General features: G+C 60.6%; 14 protein-coding genes. 8 read left to right on the top strand and 6 right to left on the bottom strand.

Annotated elements, in window-relative coordinates; genetic code table 11:
- The first annotated feature begins 39 nt into the window (after window positions 1-39).
- The gene (spoT, locus tag HF945_RS16500; protein ID WP_290523652.1) at window positions 40-2148 is read left to right on the top strand and encodes a bifunctional GTP diphosphokinase/guanosine-3',5'-bis pyrophosphate 3'-pyrophosphohydrolase; all 2109 of its coding nucleotides are present in this window, start codon (window positions 40-42) and stop codon (window positions 2146-2148) included.
- 116 nt (window positions 2149-2264) lie between these two features.
- Here spoT and HF945_RS16495 read toward each other — a convergent pair whose 3' ends face one another.
- Window positions 2265-2723 carry a transposase gene (locus tag HF945_RS16495; protein ID WP_290523651.1) on the bottom strand — a complete coding sequence of 153 codons (459 nt, stop codon included), beginning with the start codon at window positions 2721-2723 and terminating at the stop codon, window positions 2265-2267.
- Between the two features lie 246 nt (window positions 2724-2969).
- On the opposite strand from HF945_RS16495, the gene HF945_RS16490 reads away from it, so the two are divergent.
- Together HF945_RS16490 and HF945_RS16485 are read left to right on the top strand one after the other, a co-directional pair.
- A complete protein-coding gene (locus HF945_RS16490) occupies window positions 2970-3356 on the top strand; it encodes a RidA family protein (RefSeq protein ID WP_290523650.1) in 387 nt (128 codons plus the stop codon).
- A 211-nt stretch (window positions 3357-3567) separates the two neighbouring features.
- The gene (locus HF945_RS16485) at window positions 3568-3804 is read left to right on the top strand and encodes a DUF2789 domain-containing protein (protein ID WP_290523649.1); all 237 of its coding nucleotides are present in this window, start codon (window positions 3568-3570) and stop codon (window positions 3802-3804) included.
- Window positions 3805-4186: 382 nt separating this feature from the next.
- On the opposite strand, the gene HF945_RS16480 is transcribed toward HF945_RS16485, so the two are convergent.
- The 4 genes from HF945_RS16480 to HF945_RS16465 form a co-directional block, all read right to left on the bottom strand.
- Window positions 4187-4765 (bottom strand): VTT domain-containing protein, encoded by a 579-nt coding sequence (locus tag HF945_RS16480; RefSeq protein ID WP_290523648.1) that lies wholly within the window; start codon window positions 4763-4765, stop codon window positions 4187-4189.
- Between the two features lie 574 nt (window positions 4766-5339).
- On the bottom strand, window positions 5340-6446 hold the full coding sequence (locus tag HF945_RS16475; RefSeq protein ID WP_290523647.1) for a 5-(carboxyamino)imidazole ribonucleotide synthase: 1107 nt from the start codon (window positions 6444-6446) through the stop codon (window positions 5340-5342).
- A 46-nt stretch (window positions 6447-6492) separates the two neighbouring features.
- On the bottom strand, window positions 6493-6984 hold the full coding sequence (purE, locus tag HF945_RS16470) for a 5-(carboxyamino)imidazole ribonucleotide mutase (RefSeq protein WP_290523646.1): 492 nt from the start codon (window positions 6982-6984) through the stop codon (window positions 6493-6495).
- A 399-nt stretch (window positions 6985-7383) separates the two neighbouring features.
- On the bottom strand, window positions 7384-8229 hold the full coding sequence (locus HF945_RS16465) for an NAD-dependent epimerase/dehydratase family protein (protein ID WP_290523645.1): 846 nt from the start codon (window positions 8227-8229) through the stop codon (window positions 7384-7386).
- A 214-nt stretch (window positions 8230-8443) separates the two neighbouring features.
- On the opposite strand from HF945_RS16465, the gene HF945_RS16460 reads away from it, so the two are divergent.
- Together HF945_RS16460 and recG are read left to right on the top strand one after the other, a co-directional pair.
- A complete protein-coding gene (locus tag HF945_RS16460; RefSeq protein WP_290523644.1) occupies window positions 8444-9346 on the top strand; it encodes a hydrogen peroxide-inducible genes activator in 903 nt (300 codons plus the stop codon).
- 226 nt (window positions 9347-9572) lie between these two features.
- Window positions 9573-11669, top strand: coding sequence for an ATP-dependent DNA helicase RecG (gene recG, locus HF945_RS16455; RefSeq protein ID WP_290523643.1), 2097 nt, complete (start codon window positions 9573-9575; stop codon window positions 11667-11669).
- 194 nt (window positions 11670-11863) lie between these two features.
- Here the strand turns inward: recG and HF945_RS16450 are convergent, their stop codons facing one another.
- Entirely contained in the window at window positions 11864-12634 is a 771-nt protein-coding gene (locus HF945_RS16450; protein WP_290523642.1) for an ABC transporter substrate-binding protein, read from the bottom strand.
- 253 nt (window positions 12635-12887) lie between these two features.
- Here HF945_RS16450 and HF945_RS16445 point away from each other — a divergent pair, with 253 nt between their 5' ends.
- From HF945_RS16445 to HF945_RS16435, 3 genes are all read left to right on the top strand, one after another.
- Window positions 12888-13748 carry a hypothetical protein gene (locus tag HF945_RS16445; RefSeq protein ID WP_290523641.1) on the top strand — a complete coding sequence of 287 codons (861 nt, stop codon included), beginning with the start codon at window positions 12888-12890 and terminating at the stop codon, window positions 13746-13748.
- 93 nt (window positions 13749-13841) lie between these two features.
- Window positions 13842-14150, top strand: a complete 309-nt coding sequence (locus tag HF945_RS16440; RefSeq protein ID WP_290523640.1) for a hypothetical protein — start codon at window positions 13842-13844, stop codon at window positions 14148-14150.
- A 338-nt stretch (window positions 14151-14488) separates the two neighbouring features.
- A complete protein-coding gene (locus tag HF945_RS16435) occupies window positions 14489-15388 on the top strand; it encodes an NmrA/HSCARG family protein (RefSeq protein WP_290523639.1) in 900 nt (299 codons plus the stop codon).
- Window positions 15389-15396: the final 8 nt, after the last annotated feature.

Raw genomic sequence — 15396 nt, 5'->3', positions numbered from 1 at the left:
AATCTAACCAGCTACTCGCCAAGGGCGTGACGAGGACTTTTGCCCACCATCCATAACCTGGAAAAACGGCTACGCAGTTACCTGGACGACGAACAGATCGGCCAGGTCGTACGCGCTTATCATTTTGCCGAGAAGGCACATGAAGGGCAGTACCGCCGTACCGGCGATCCTTACATCACCCACCCGCTGGCGGTCGCCAATATCCTCACCGACATGCACATGGACCATGCCTCCCTGATGGCGGCCATGCTTCATGATGTGATCGAAGACACCGGCGTCAGCAAGGAACAACTGGCCGACGAGTTCAGCGAGGAAGTGGCTGAGCTGGTGGATGGCGTCTCCAAAATCGCCCAGATCAAGTTCGAGTCCAAGGCCGAGCAGCAGGCGGAAAACCTGCGCAAGATGATGCTGGCCATGACCCGGGATATCCGCGTCATCCTGATCAAGCTGGCGGATCGCCTGCACAACATGCGCACCCTGCATGTGATGCGCGCAGAAAAGCGCCGCCGTATCGCCACCGAAACCCTGGAACTGTACGCCCCCATCGCCTTCCGGCTGGGCATGTACAACATGCGGGTGGAATACGAAGACCTGGCCTTCCACGCCATCTACCCCATGCGCGCCAAGCTGATTGGCCAGGCGGTGAAGAAGGCCCGCGGTAACCGCAAGGAAATTCTTACTACCATCAAGACCAGCCTGGAACACTGCCTGGAAGAAGAAGGCATCGAGGCGCGGGTGCTGGGCCGCGAGAAGCATCTCTACAGCATCTATAACAAGATGAAGGAACAGCACAAACCGTTCGCCGACATCATGGACGTGTTTGGTTTCCGCATCATCGTCGACCGGGTCGACACTTGTTACCGGGTACTGGGCGCTGTACACAACTACTTCACCCCAATCCCCGGCCGCTTCAAGGATTACATCGCCATCCCCAAGGCCAACGGCTACCAGAGCCTGCACACCACCCTCAAGGCGCGCTCCGGCATTCCCCTGGAAATGCAGATCCGCACCGAGGAAATGGAGGCCATGGCCAACAACGGCATCGCCGCCCACTGGCTGTACAAGTCCGATGGCGAGCCCGGCACGCCCACCCACAGCCGCACCCAGAGCTGGATGCAGCGCCTGCTGGAACTGCAGCAGAAGACCGGTAACTCCATGGAGTTTATCGAGAACGTGAAGGTGGACCTGTTTCCGGACGAGGCCTACATCTTTACGCCGAAGGGGGACATCAAGGAACTGCCCGGCGGCGCCACCGCGGTGGATTTTGCCTACGCGGTACACACCAAGGTGGGCAACAAGTGCGTGGCCGCGCGTATCGACGGCAAGCTGGCCGCACTCTCCACGCCGCTGGAATCCGGGCAGACGGTGAAGATCATCACCGCCCCCAATGCCACCCCCAACCCGGCCTGGCTCAACTTCGTGGTCACCGGCAAGGCGCGCACCAACATCCGCCACTTCCTTAAACACCAGCAGCGGGAAGATGCGGTGGAGTTGGGTCAGCGTCTGCTGGAGAAAGCCCTGCACAGTTACGACATGGGCCTGGACGACCTGCCCATCGAGCGGGTGGTCAGCGAGCTGGCCGGTAACGGTTACTTCGAGCTGGACGACCTGCTGGAAGATATCGGCATCGGCAACCGCCTGGCCCCGCTGGTGGCCAGGAAGCTGGCCGGCGCCCGGGACGATGACGAACGCCAGGAAGATGACCGCAAGCCGCTGGCCATTCGCGGCAGTGAAGGGCTGATGGTAAGCTATGCCAAGTGCTGCTACCCGCTGCCCGGCGATACCATCATCGGCCATCTCAGTGCCGGCCGCGGCATCGTGGTTCACCGCGATACCTGCAAGAACCTGCTGGCGGAAATGCGCAACGCGCCGGAAAAATGCATCGCGCTGAGCTGGGACAAGGACGTGGAGCAGGAATACACCGCCGCCCTGCGTATCGAACTGATCAACAAACGCGGCGTGCTGGCCACCCTGGCCAACAGCGTGTCCGAGCTGGGTTCCAACATCGACACCATCGACATGGCCGAGAAGGACCCCACCCTCACCATCCTGAACGTGACCATGACCGTCAAAGACCGCATCCACCTGGCCCGCATCATCAAGAAGCTGCGCACGCTGGACAGTATTGTGCGGATTCACAGGCTTTAAGGTCCAGCCGCATTCTTTACCCTGTGGGGGCTTGCCTGCAAGCGATTTCCTGCGATTAAACTGCACCATCGCTTGCAGGCAAGCTCCCACAGCAGGCCAGAACATTGCGAGCGGGTTTAAGGCAACCAGATACAGTCCCAATGCGGGTAATCTCGTACACTCTTCACCAACCCTGCCCGCAACGGGTTTGCCACCACATACCTTGCCAGCCCCTTTAGATCCTCTTCCCGCCTCACGGCGTGATCATGAAAGCCCTGCTGCCACTCACATCCATGACCCGCGGACCTGAGCTTGCGTGTAGCACAGGATTTGACCCGCTGCACCACCGACGACAGTGAGCCCCGATCTCCCAGCTGCATCAGCCAGTGGAAATGGTCCGGCATGACCACATAAGCCAGAGTGACGGCATAACCTGCCTGCTCACACTCCATAAGCTGCTGAACCAGCGTCCTTGCAGGTAACAAGGATTCAAAATAAGGCTGTCGCCCATCGGTGACGGAGGTAATCAGGTAAACCCTCTGTGATTCACTGTAGCGGCCCCTTCTCAGGCTTTTACTGTCAGGTAGTTGGCTCATATCCAGCAAGGCTACCGCCTCCCAGCCGGTGCAAAAGTAAGCCAGAAGCACTGTTTGATGTGGGAGCTTGCCTGCAAGCGATGTCATACTTTTCCAGCCACGAATCGCTTGCAGGCAAGCTCCCACAGGGAAACAACAACCGACAGCCACCGCTATTGCGTGCAGCCCGGTGGCGTGCCAGCATAGCCGGTTCCTGATTTCGCCTGCTGGCCTGTGGCCGGGGGCACAACTGACGAAGAACCGATCATGTCCAACCATTCTGTAATCAGCACCGACAAGGCCCCGCAGGCCATTGGCACTTACTCCCAGGCGATCAAGGCCGGCTCCACTGTGTATCTGTCTGGTCAGATTCCACTGGTCCCTGCCACCATGGAGCTGGTGGACGGCGATATGGAAGCCCAGATCGAGCAGGTATTCAGCAACCTGACCGCGGTGTGCGAAGCGGCCGGCGGCTCTCTGCAGGACATCGTCAAATTGAACATCTTCCTCACCGACCTGAGCCACTTTGCACTGGTCAACGAGGTAATGGCACGTCACTTCCAGCAGCCCTACCCGGCCCGTGCCGCCATCGGCGTGGCCGCCCTGCCCAAGGGCGCCAGCGTGGAAATGGACGGCATCATGGATATTGCCTGAAAGCCGCTTCACGCAACACGCAGCATGCAACACGCGCCCGCTTTCAGCGGGCGTTGTTGTTTTTGGCATCGAGCATCTGGCCTCAGGCATCCGGCGCGTTCCTCTAAACCCTCCCAAAGGATGGGAGACAGACGGGTTGAAAAGGCGCAGGATCAAACACAGGTAAAAGGAAGCACCTTTATTCATCTACAAACCGCAGAGGGAGAGCGATATGGATACCGCCACCCACAACCTCAACACCCTGTTTGCCCAGCTCGGACTGGACGACAGCGACGCCGGCATCGAAGATTTCATTCAGGCCCATGCCGGCAAACTCGACACCAGCATGAACCTCCATCAAGCGCCGTTCTGGTCTGAATCCCAGGCGAAGTTCCTGGCGGAATCGGTCCGCGAGGATGCGGACTGGGCGGAAGTGGTGGATTCGTTGAGTGCGCTGTTGCGGCATTAAGGCAGCGGCGAGCTCCGGGCTCCGGGCTCCGGGCTCCGGGCTCCGGGCTCCGGGCTCCGGGCTCCGGGCTCCGGGCTCCGGGCTCCGGGCTCCGGAAGACTACTCCGTAGGAGCTTGCCTGCAAGCGATCCGAGCCTAAGCGAGGTAAAGATTCCAGAAGCGAGTGACGAGTACCGAGTTTCGAAAATCTACAACCAGCGGCCAGGCATAAGGTTTTGCCCTTCGAAACTCGGTACTCGCAACTCGAAACTGATTACCTCGCTTGGGCTCGGATCGCTTGCAGGCAAGCTCCCACAAGGGTAGCCCCGAGGGGCCAGGGAGCGGGCCGGAGCGGCTTTCGGATGACACGCCCTTAATCCGCGTTGCAGCTAACAGCTTGTATCTACCCGATCGGCAGCAGCAACAGAATCCGGTCGAAGAACAGACAGTAGAGCGTGATCGGGAACGGCAGACCAAGCAGGGTGCCTATCACGTAGGGGCGCAGCGGGACGCCGCTGAGCGCCAGGGTGTAGTTGAGCGCCGGCATGGTCTGAAAGAGCATCCGCAGCACGGTCACACTGCGCACCGGATGGGTATCGAGCCGGGCGAGAATCTTCTTCGCCCAGGGGTTGTTGATTTCCCGCAGGGCATTGCCACCCAGGCCGCGCACCAGGGCGAAGGTCACCAGGCACGAGGTCACCGCCGCCATATATGTCACCATGCCGCCCATGACCGTGCCCAATGCCAGAATCGCTGCCACCAAAAAGATCCAGCCCGGCAACTGGATCAGATTACCCACCACAAACACCACGATGAAGACGATCGCCCCACTCACCGGGTTTGCCTCAAGCTGCTCACGCAGGAACGACACCGACAACTGCTCGCGCAAACCGGTCATTTCCACGGCGATCAAGACCAGCGCGATAACCATGAGCAACATGATCAGCCGGCGATAGCGAGTGAGGGACAGGGCAAGTGACACGGTAAAAGATCCTGAAAACAACCAAAGGGGGAAGTCTAGACCATTTGCACCGGGAAAGAATGTGAAGGGGCGCCGCTAGCTTCAAGTTAGCAAGGGTATGCCTTCCAGCAACCGGGCCACGCCTGAATCGTGCTGTAGGAGCGCCACTTGAGGCGCGAATAGTCCCGGTTTGTGAGTTACCAGTGTCGAGAGCCGAGAGCTGGGAAGACGAGCCGGCTCCGGGATTTTGCCTTTCGAAGCTCGCTTCTCGCAACTTGAAACGGTTTGGTTCGCGCCTCAAGTGGCGCTCCTACAGCAGATGGCGCGCGCCAGGCGTAACCCGTGAAACCTGGAGGAGGGGTGATAACACCGTGGGAGACTCAGCTTGCTGAGCGAATTAGCGCTTTCATCACGCTCAAGCGCCTGCCTGTTACGGGAACCTCGCTGGCCAGCCAGTGCCATTCATTCAGCAAGCTGAATTTCCCACAGGGCCGCGCCACAACCTCTCACCGCTTGAGGGTTCGCGGGCACGGCCTCTCAAACTGGGAAAGCCTTACCCGCGTTGCAGCTTGAAGCTTGTGGCTTGCAGCTTACTTCAGCCCAGCTTGAGTTCGGACTCAAGCACGGCCTGATAGCCCTCAGGCAACACATCGGCCCAGGCATCCAGCCCTTCGCGCAGCCCTTCCAGAGTATCGGCCACCAGATTGGCATGGCCCACCTTGCGACCGGGGCGCACACTCTTGCCGTACCAGTGCACCACACCCGGATGTTGCAGCCAGGCGTTTTCGAACGGGGTGCCGATCAGGTTAACCATGGCGGAGGGGCCGTGGACGTTGAGGGCGTGCAGGGGAACGCCGGCGAGGGCGTGAACGTGCAGATCGAACTGGGACCAGTCGGCCCCTTCATGGGTCCAGTGGCCGGAGTTATGTACCCGCGGGGCAATCTCGTTGACCATCAGCTGGCCATCCACTTCGAAGAACTCCACCGCCATGACGCCGGCGTAATCGAGCTCTTCCATGATGCCCTTGAGCATCTGTTCCGCAGGCTTCTGCAGATCCGCACAGGCGTTGGCCGGGGCCAGGCTCAGGCGCAGGATGCCATCCACGTGCCAGTTGCGGGTGAGCGGGTAGAACAGGGTTTCCCCGCTGATGCTGCGTGCGCCGACGATTGACAGCTCACGACGGAAGGGAATCTTCTTCTCGACGATGGCCTTGCCGGCCAGCTCCGCAGCCGGGACGGAGGAGAGGTCACCGCCCTCGCCCACAATCCAGGTCCCGCGACCGTCATAACCGCCAGAGCGGGCCTTCACTACCACCCCGCCGAACTGGTCCACGGCGGCCTGCAGGTCTGCCTCTTTGTCCAGCAGCACCCAGGGAGCGGTGGGAATGCCCAGCTTGTCGAGCATGAATTTCTGGGTGAAGCGGTCCGGAATCACCTGCAGGGCACCGCGGGCCACACAGCGATCGCTTTTGGCCAGATCCGCAGACAGCCCTTCTTCCGGGAAGGCTTCGCGCTCCACGGTGATCACCGGGTAACGTTCCTGACACTCTTCCCAGCTGATCGGCACCGCCAGATCGGAGGTACCCGGCAGCAGCAGGGCGCGCTCCGGGTCATAACGGTCTACCACCAGGCCCAAGCGGGCAGCGGCTTCCGCCATCATCAGGCCAAGCTGGCCACCACCAAGAACGAGTACACGATTCATAGCAGGTCCGTTAGAGCAAATCAGGGGGCAGGTGCCGTGTCGGGGATTACCCCTGACCCAGCTCCGCGTTGGCCAGCACCTCGTCAGCGCGGGAGGCTTTCCAGTCGGCGATCTTCTTGAGCAGCGCCGGGTTTTCCGTGGCCAGCATCTGGGAGGCCAGCAGCCCCGCATTCCAGGCACCGGCGGTACCGATAGCCAGGGTGCCCACCGCCACGCCCTTGGGCATTTGCACGATGGACAGCAGGCTGTCCCAGCCGGACAGGGTGCGGCTTTTCACCGGCACGCCGAGTACCGGCAGCGGGGTCAGCGAAGCAATCATGCCGGGCAAGTGGGCGGCGCCGCCGGCCCCGGCGATGATCACCTTGTAGCCGTTGTCGTGGGCGGTTTTGGCGAAGTCGTACATGCGCTGGGGGGTGCGGTGGGCAGAGACCACTTCCGCTTTCCAGCCAACACCAAACTGGGTCAGGGCGTCACAGGCTTCTTTCATGGTTTCCCAATCGGACTGGGACCCCATTACCACGGCAACCGGTGTGCTCATTCACTTCACTCCATTGCGCCCACCACGGGCATTTGCGGCGCATCGGCATACCGGCACCGCCACAGACACGAAATTGAGGCGCACACTTTACTAATGCCTGCGCCGGAGGCAAGTCTATCGGCGAAAAAATCACCAATTCCCGGGGCATTCTCCGACAGGAGGGGGATTTTAGCGTGAAAACGCCGGAAATGCGCTCGGAAGGCCAGTTCAAAGTTCAAAAGGCGCGGGTGGTTATGTTCCACCTGTGGGAGCCAGCCTGCTGGCGATTGTGAGCTTTTCCAGGCCTGAATCGCTTGCAGGCAAGCTCCCACAGGATGGGCAATCAGGCCTTGGACGCGGCGAAGGCGGGCCTGATACCAGCAGGCCGGGCCCGCGTTTGAACTTTTCAACTTTAAACTTTCAACTGCTCCTCTCCGCCAGCACCTGGGTATACCCTTCATGATAACCAGGATATTTGAGGGTGTAGTGCCCCTGGGAGATATACAGGCTTTTCACCTGCTTGCCGGCGGGCGTGTTGTTGAGTGTGTCATCGGGCACTTCGAGAGTGAGGCCCTGCTGTTCGGCCAACCACTGCAGTACATCCAGATTGCGGCCGCCCACGTTGTCGGTGCCCACCACCAGCGGTGGCATGTCACGACCTGCCAGCCAGCCGTCCACCACGCTGTGCAGCAAGCCTACACAGTCGTCACGATGAATGCGGTTGGTCCACCTGGCGTCCGGCAGGGCTTCCTCTCCGCGGGCGAGACGGGCGGCCTTGTCGATCATCCGGTAACGCCCTGGACCATAGATGCCGGTAAACCGCACCGCCGTGCCCATGGCGCGGATGCTGATTTCCTCTTCCGCGGCCAACACCACCTTGCCGTTATAACGCTCCGGCTTCGGCGGCGTGGCTTCGTCCACTTCGCCGCTGAGTTCACCGAACACGGCGCTGCTGGAAACAAACACCACCGGCGGCAGGGGCTGCTGCTGCGCCAGCGCATCCAGCAGGGTCAGGGGCGCGCGCACGTAGGCTTTCAGGTAGCCCTCTTCATTGTATTCAGAGGGCGTCATGATGATCACCAGCAGATCCACCTGATCCGGCGGCAACATGGCCGCGCCCTCGGTAAGATCCTGGCTGTACAACTCCACGCCAGCCGGACAGCTGTCACCGCGACGAATCGCACTGACGCGGTGCCCCTCCGCCAGCAATGTTTCCGCCAGCCCGGAACCCAGATCCCCCAGACCAGCAATCAAGATGTGAGACATTTGAAAACCAATTAATAGTGAATAATGAATAATGAATAACGAAAACCCGCCGGCACTACCCACGCGAAAGCGCGACCCCGAACGGTGAAAATACTACCCACCTCAGCCGCGAGTTATTAACTATTAATTATTCATTATTAATTAATAGCCCCTCTGGCATCGCCCCCTACACAGGTGCACAATGCAGAGACCATCGGTTTAACGTATCGACACCATGACACTAACAGAACTACGCTATCTAGTCGCCCTGGCCCGTGAGCGCCATTTTGGCCATGCCGCCCAGGCCTGCAATGTGAGCCAGCCCACCCTCAGTGCGGCCATCAAGAAGCTTGAGGAGCAGCTGGGCATGCCCCTGTTCGAGCGTCGCCCACGGGAGGTGGTCGTCACGCCTCAGGCTGAACCGATTGTGGCCCAGGCGCAACGGGTGCTGGAACAGGCCGACCTGTTGTCACAGATGGCCATGAGCCAGCGTGACCAGCTGGGCTCGCCGCTACGGGTGGGCGCCATCTTTACCGTGGCACCGTATCTGTTCCCTACCATGGTGCCGCAGGTGCGCAAGGCCGCACCGGACATGCCCCTGTTCATTGAAGAAAACTACACCCATGTGCTGCGCCGCAAACTGGAACACGGCGAGTTGGATGCCATCATCGTAGCGCTACCGTTTTCCGGTGGCGGCCTGGTGCGGGCACGCATGTATGAGGAATCGTTTTCGGTGCTGCTACCCAAGGATCACGACTGGTCCGATCAGGAAAAGATCGCGCCGGAACAACTGCTCAACGAAACCCTGTTGCTGCTGGGCGAAGGCCACTGTTTCCGTGATCAGGTCCTGGAGCTGTGTCCGGCCATCGATTCGCAGACCCAGAAAAACCTGGTGCAGATCGAAGGCGGCTCCCTGGAAACCCTGCGCCACATGGTGGCCGGTGGGCTGGGTGTCACCGTGCTGCCCAACTCTGCGCTCTACCAGCATGGCTACGACAAGGACACCTTCACTGTTAGACCGTTTGAAGAACCGGTGCCCTCGCGGACCATTGCGCTGGTGTGGCGAGACAGCTTCCCGCGACCCAAGGCCATCGAGGTACTGCGCCAGGCAGTGCCCAAGGAAGGGTTGTCGGGTTAACGATGGGCAGAAGCAAGTTTCACGTTGCACGTCGCAACGCGGATCAGGCCACAGCGGGATTCGAGTCTGCTCTTTCGCGCCAGCACCCGGGTTGCTTCGCGGGCAACAAACCCGGACAGGTATATCCAGCCCCTGTCGCGCCTTGCAACTTGAAACTTGAAACTTGCATCTTCGTACCGCCTGCCCACAATCGCCATGCATGCCTAGCGCCCACAGGAAGGGGTTGATGGCCAGTGATTCCCTCTCCAGTCTCCCGCTTCACCGCCTCAAGGGCGTGGGACCGGCTGCGGCCGAGAAACTGACCAAGCTGGGTCTGCATAATCTGGAAGACCTGCTGTTCCACCTGCCCTTTCGTTACGAAGACCGCACCCGTATCACCCCCATCGGCAGCCTGCGCCCGGAAACCGGGGTGGTAATCGAAGGGGAGGTCATGGCCGCGGATGTGGTCTTCGGGCGCCGCCGGGCCCTGCTCTGCAAGGTAGCTGATGGCACCGGCATGGTGGCGCTGCGTTTTTTTCATTTCACTGCAGCCCAGAAAAACAACCTGGAGCGGGGACGTCCGATCCGGGTGTACGGCGAGCCCCGCCCCGGTGCGGCCGGGCTGGAGTTCTATCACCCGGAATACCAGATCGCCCACGGCAACCAGCCGCTGCCGCCACTGGAAAAAGCCCTCACCCCGGTGTATCCCACCACCGATGGCGTCCACCAGAAAACCCTGCGCAAGCTCACCACCCAGGCACTGGATTACCTGCAGGCGCATCCTCCCGAGGAACTGATCCCCCACGCCCTGCTCGATCAGAGCGGGCTACCCAGCCTCACCGAAGCACTACACAAGCTGCATAACCCACGCCCGGATGATCCGGTGAACCTGTTGCTGGACGGCAAGCACCCGGCAGTGAAACGACTGGTGATGGAAGAGATGGTGGCGCACCAGCTGGGCATGTTGCAGAAGCGTGCCGGGCAAAAAGCCTTCCATGCCCCGAGCCTGGCCGGCACCACCCTGTTCGATCGACTGCAGGAGAGCCTGCCGTTTGCCCTCACCGGCGCCCAGCAACGAGTGATCGGTGAACTGATGACCGATATGCGCCAGCCGCACCCCATGTTGCGGCTGGTGCAGGGGGATGTGGGCTCGGGCAAGACCCTGGTGGCCGCCGCCGCCGCCCTGGCCGCCATTGAAGCGGGCTACCAGGTGGCACTGATGGCGCCCACGGAACTGCTAGCCGAACAGCATCGCGACAACTTCCGTCACTGGCTCGCGCCACTGGGCATCGAGGTGGCGTGGCTGGCCGGCAGCCTGGGAATGAAGGCCCGGCGAGAAACCAACGCCGCTCTGGCCGATGGCTCGGCACAGATTGTGGTGGGTACACACGCCCTGTTCCAGGAGGCGGTGCAGTTCCATCGCCTGGGCCTGACCATCATTGACGAACAGCATCGCTTCGGGGTGCAGCAACGCCTGGCCCTGCGCGAAAAGGGCCGCTTCGAGACCCGCCATGGTGTGCAGGTGCCCCATCAACTGGTACTCACCGCCACGCCCATACCCCGCACTCTGGCCATGAGCGTGTACGGCGATCTGGACACCTCGGTGATCGACGAAATGCCACCGGGGCGTAAACCCATCGACACCCTGGTACTGCCCGAGGGGCGTCGCCCCCAGGTGATCGAGCGCATCAACGATGCCTGCCGCGCGGGCACCCAGGCCTACTGGGTCTGTACCCTGATTGAAGAATCCGAGGAACTGCAGGCCCAGGCGGCGGAAGCCACCTTTGAAGAACTGCAGGCGGCCCTGCCGGACCTCACCGTGGAACTGGTGCACGGGCGCATGAAGGCAAAGGAAAAGGCTGAGCGCATGGCACGCTTTGCCAGCGGCGAGGCACAACTGTTGATCGCCACCACCGTGATCGAGGTGGGGGTGGATGTGCCCAACGCTACCCTGATGGTGATGGAAAATGCCGAACGGCTGGGCCTGGCCCAGCTGCATCAGCTGCGCGGCCGGGTGGGTCGGGGTGGTGAACAGAGTTACTGCCTGCTGCTTTACAAGAGCCCACTGTCTCACACCGGCAAGAAGCGGCTCGCGGTGATGCGTGAAACCACCGACGGCTTTGTGATTGCCGAGGAAGACCTGAAACTGCGCGGCCCCGGTGAATGGCTGGGCACCCGGCAGACCGGCGACCTGGCCTTCCGGATTGCTGATCTGGTAAGGGATGAAGCCCTGATGGAACCGGCCCGAGAGGTGGCCGACCGGCTGCTGGACGAGTGCCCGACGCTGGTGGACCCGTTGTTACGCCGCTGGCTTAAAGGCGGCCAGGATTATGCGGATATTTAGGGGACGCCGGATGCTGGACGCCTGAGGCCTGACGGTAAAACCAGGCCATGGCTATCTATCACCGTAGGAGCCAGCCTGCTGGCGATTCGGCCTTGATCGACGCTCTATCGCCTGCAGGCAGGCTCCTACGGCATGAAGAGCGCCGAGGTTAGCGTCTGGCGTCTGGCCTCTGGCGTCCAGCATCCTGCCTGCATTCACTCCCCAGCCAGAATCTTCACCGGGATCCACTTGTGCTTCAGACGCATGAGCTCGCCACTGTTCATCCAGTCCTTCAGCACCGCATCCACCTGCTCTTTCAACAAGCGGTTTTCCGGAGCCATGACCCAGGCCAGCTGCTCGCTGGTCAGTGGCTTGTAGAGACCGAGCAGTCCGGACTGGTATTTGGGATTGTTGGCCAGATTCCAGACCGTGGGCGCATCATGGACGTAGGCGTCCACTTGGCCGGCGATCAACGCCTCCATGGCGGAGGCATTACTGTCAAAGCCCACACCATTGCTGATTCGCTTCATCACCAGAGCTTCACCGGTGGTGCCGTTCTTGTAACCAATACGGAAGTCGCTGCGTAGCAACACCCCCGGCGCCGCCAGCAGGCCCGCATCTTCCAGGCGAATCACTGCCATCTGCCCGATGGTGGTATAGGGGAGGCTGAACAGGAAATGTTGCTGGCGCTCAGGCGTGATTGAAATACCGGACATGATGATGTCGATATCCCCTGCCTGCAGTGCCGCAAACAATGCCGGCAGTGAGTAGCGCTGAAACTGCACCGGGCGATCCAGAGCCTCGCCCAACCCATGGGCAAAGTCCACTTCCAGACCAGCCAGCTCACCGTTCTCATCCTCGAAAACGATCGGCGGATAATCTGCCATCACGCCCACGCGCAGCGTGTCCCCGCTGCTGCCACCCTGGCTGGCACAACCGGCCAGCAGTGACACCAGCAACAGAACCATAACCGATAAAAACCGCATTGATGCTTCCTTGTCCATGAATCGTAAACCGCCCGACACAAGCGCCGAGCCTGAAAGGCACAGCCATCCTGCCACAATCCCGCCTTCAAGACGCGGCCCTGTTAACCGCAGCGCAGCAAAAGCCGAAACAAAGTCTGAGCCTCCACTGCCACTGGCTCAAGCGCAAACTTTTATCAACGCATCAGCCGCGCATGGAAAGCACACCTCCTTTCCCTTATCTTGGTGACCACGACTCAGCTGGAAGGGATTGATCATGCCGAATACACGGACGTTTCACCGCTCACCACTCATTCTTGTTGGCACCCTGTCAGCTCTGGCCTGGCAATCAGTGGCTAACGCAGACTCCCTGGCAATGGATGAAACCTTCTCCATTTCCGCTGGCAGTTATCATGTATTCAGGGCCGACACCACGCTGTCGCTGGTCAGCCGGAATGCCGGGGCCGGGGCAGCAATCCGTCCCGCCGACACGCTCGGGCTGGATCTGGAGAACACCGTCCTCAAGGTGAACGGCCGCTATCGCTTCACCCCCAGGTCGCAGGTCTCGGTGTCCTGGTTCAAGGTGGACACTGACGCACGGCGAGATCTTCAATCCGATGTGGAATGGGTTGCGCCAAACGGAGACGACATCACCCTGGCCGCCGGCAGTCGGGTAGACAGCAGCATGGATTACGAAATCAGCAAGGCCAGCTACTTCTACTCCTTCTATCACAATGAAAAAGTCGAACTGATGGTGGGCGGCGGCTTGCACGTGTCCCGCTTTGCCATTGATATCGATGTGCTCAGCACGCCGCCCGGGGCAAGCAGCACGCAACAGGCAGAAAGCGCCGCCACCACCCTTCCACTGCCCACCCTGGGCTTCGGCCTCAATTACCGGGTCACCCCCCGGTTCCACTGGTTCCTGCGAGGTGATGGCTTCTATCTTGAGTTCGACGAGTGGAAAGGGCTGTTCACCGATCTGGAAGTCGGGGCCGAGTACCGCCTCTGGAAAGGGCTGGGCGTGGGGGCCGGGCTGGCCACCAACAACCTGAACGTGACCGAGACCACCTCCAAATACAAGTTCCGCTATGACAACCGGCTGAGCGGAGCCCATCTTTATCTTTCCTGGACGCATTAAAACTGTAGCAAGGCACCCTGCCCGGGCGTATGATCGCGCGCCCTCGCCAGACTGGCTGGCGGGGGTAACCTTTCATGTACAGGAGCAAGCCCCATGGCTGCAGCCCCCAAACCCCTGCGTAACTGGGCGGCCATCGACCCGTTGATGCGCAAGGGTGGAGCCCATCAGGCACCGAAAAAACAGACCCGCCCGAAACTGGATTGGCGCGACGCGCTGGATGATTTCGAAGACTGGCAAGATGAAGCATCCGGCGACAATGTAACGGGCGACAACGAGGGGGCAGAAGCCCCCTTTTTTTTGGTCGCTCTGCGGCTGCTCCACGCTTCACGCACCAAGCTACACGCAGAAATCCAGCTGGCGGCCCCCCCCGTGGGAGCTTGCTTGCAAGCGAAAGGGTTTTGACCAAGGCGTGCTATCAGAAGCTTCGTTCAGCAAGCTGAATCTCCCCACCAGGACAGGATATCGCACTCGCCCAATCCCGACCTTCCTCTGTTTCCTTTTAACCCGCAATGCTCTCTCTTATTCGCGGCTCTGCGGCTGAGACACCCGTGGAGAGCCCTTCACGCCAACACTTCTGAGTTCCGGTACTTTGAGTTTCTAAACTCGTCTCTCGTTACTCGCGACAGAATGCCGATCCTCACTCCACCGCATCCACCATTTCCCTGACGGATTTCGTCATTGTTGGCTGTCGTTCCTGAAGGCATCCTGTTCAGAACCAGCCAGTTCTGAGCGGATTAACCATGACTGACCAACGCATTCTTGTTACCGGTGCCACCGGTGCCCAGGGCGGCGCCCTGATTCCCCTGTTGCTTGAAAAGGGCTTTAGCGTGCGCGCCCTGACCCGTAATCCCGACAAACCTGCCGCCAAAGCGCTGGCCCGTGAGGGGGTGGAGGTAGTCGCCGGCGATCTGGATGACAGTGTGTCCCTGCAGCTGGCCTGCAAGGAGTGTTACGGCGTCTTTGCGCTGCAGAATTTCTGGGAAAAGGACGTCGGCTACCAACGCGAGATTGATCAGGGCATTCGCCTGGCGGATGCCGCCGCTGCCGCAGGCGTGCAGCATTTCCTGCAGACGTCCGTGGCCGGCTGCGAAGAAGCCGGCAATGTGTTGCACTTCGCCAGCAAATGGCAGATCGAGCAACACATCGAAAAGCTTGGCCTGCCCTTCACCATGTTGCGCGAAGTGTTCTTCATGGAAAATTTCTTTGAACCGGTGATGGGCAACAAAGGCAAGAAGGCCATCAATCCGGCCCTGGTGCTGGCGACGCTGGACGGGTGTCTGGACAAGGACGTCCCTTTCCACATGGTTACCGTGGACGATATCGCCCGGGCCAGCGCCGAGATCTTTGCCAACCCGGACAAGTTCATCGGCACCCGCCCGGACCTGGCCAGCGATGTGCTGACCGTGGCACAAATGAAACACATCTACCGCAAGGTGACTGGCAAGCGTCCGCTGCCCTTCCGCATTCCGCTCTGGGCCCTGCGCCTGAGTAACGCGGAAGCCGCCCGGCAGTATGTGTGGAACAACACCGTGCGCTGGCGTTTTGATGTGGACGCCGTCCGCAAGGACTTCCCGTTCCTCACCTCATTCGAAACTTTCCTGCGCCAGCGCCTTGCCGCCCGGGATAACAAAAACCACTAATCAGGGAG

This window comes from Alcanivorax sp. (genome assembly GCF_017794965.1).
GTDB lineage: Bacteria > Pseudomonadota > Gammaproteobacteria > Pseudomonadales > Alcanivoracaceae > Alcanivorax.
This window is presented reverse-complemented; position numbering and strand designations above follow the sequence as displayed.

Excerpts from the sequence above, each read along its gene's own strand:
- HF945_RS16495 (WP_290523651.1), bottom strand. The coding sequence starts at position 2,723 with ATGAGCCAACTACCTGACAGTAAAAGCCTGAGAAGGGGCCGCTACAGT.
- HF945_RS16490 (WP_290523650.1), top strand. The coding sequence starts at position 2,970 with ATGTCCAACCATTCTGTAATCAGCACCGACAAGGCCCCGCAGGCCATT.
- HF945_RS16485 (WP_290523649.1), top strand. The coding sequence starts at position 3,568 with ATGGATACCGCCACCCACAACCTCAACACCCTGTTTGCCCAGCTCGGA.
- HF945_RS16475 (WP_290523647.1), bottom strand. The coding sequence starts at position 6,446 with ATGAATCGTGTACTCGTTCTTGGTGGTGGCCAGCTTGGCCTGATGATG.
- purE (WP_290523646.1), bottom strand. The coding sequence starts at position 6,984 with ATGAGCACACCGGTTGCCGTGGTAATGGGGTCCCAGTCCGATTGGGAA.
- HF945_RS16465 (WP_290523645.1), bottom strand. The coding sequence starts at position 8,229 with ATGTCTCACATCTTGATTGCTGGTCTGGGGGATCTGGGTTCCGGGCTG.
- HF945_RS16460 (WP_290523644.1), top strand. The coding sequence starts at position 8,444 with ATGACACTAACAGAACTACGCTATCTAGTCGCCCTGGCCCGTGAGCGC.
- recG (WP_290523643.1), top strand. The coding sequence starts at position 9,573 with ATGGCCAGTGATTCCCTCTCCAGTCTCCCGCTTCACCGCCTCAAGGGC.
- HF945_RS16450 (WP_290523642.1), bottom strand. The coding sequence starts at position 12,634 with ATGCGGTTTTTATCGGTTATGGTTCTGTTGCTGGTGTCACTGCTGGCC.
- HF945_RS16445 (WP_290523641.1), top strand. The coding sequence starts at position 12,888 with ATGCCGAATACACGGACGTTTCACCGCTCACCACTCATTCTTGTTGGC.
- HF945_RS16440 (WP_290523640.1), top strand. The coding sequence starts at position 13,842 with ATGGCTGCAGCCCCCAAACCCCTGCGTAACTGGGCGGCCATCGACCCG.
- HF945_RS16435 (WP_290523639.1), top strand. The coding sequence starts at position 14,489 with ATGACTGACCAACGCATTCTTGTTACCGGTGCCACCGGTGCCCAGGGC.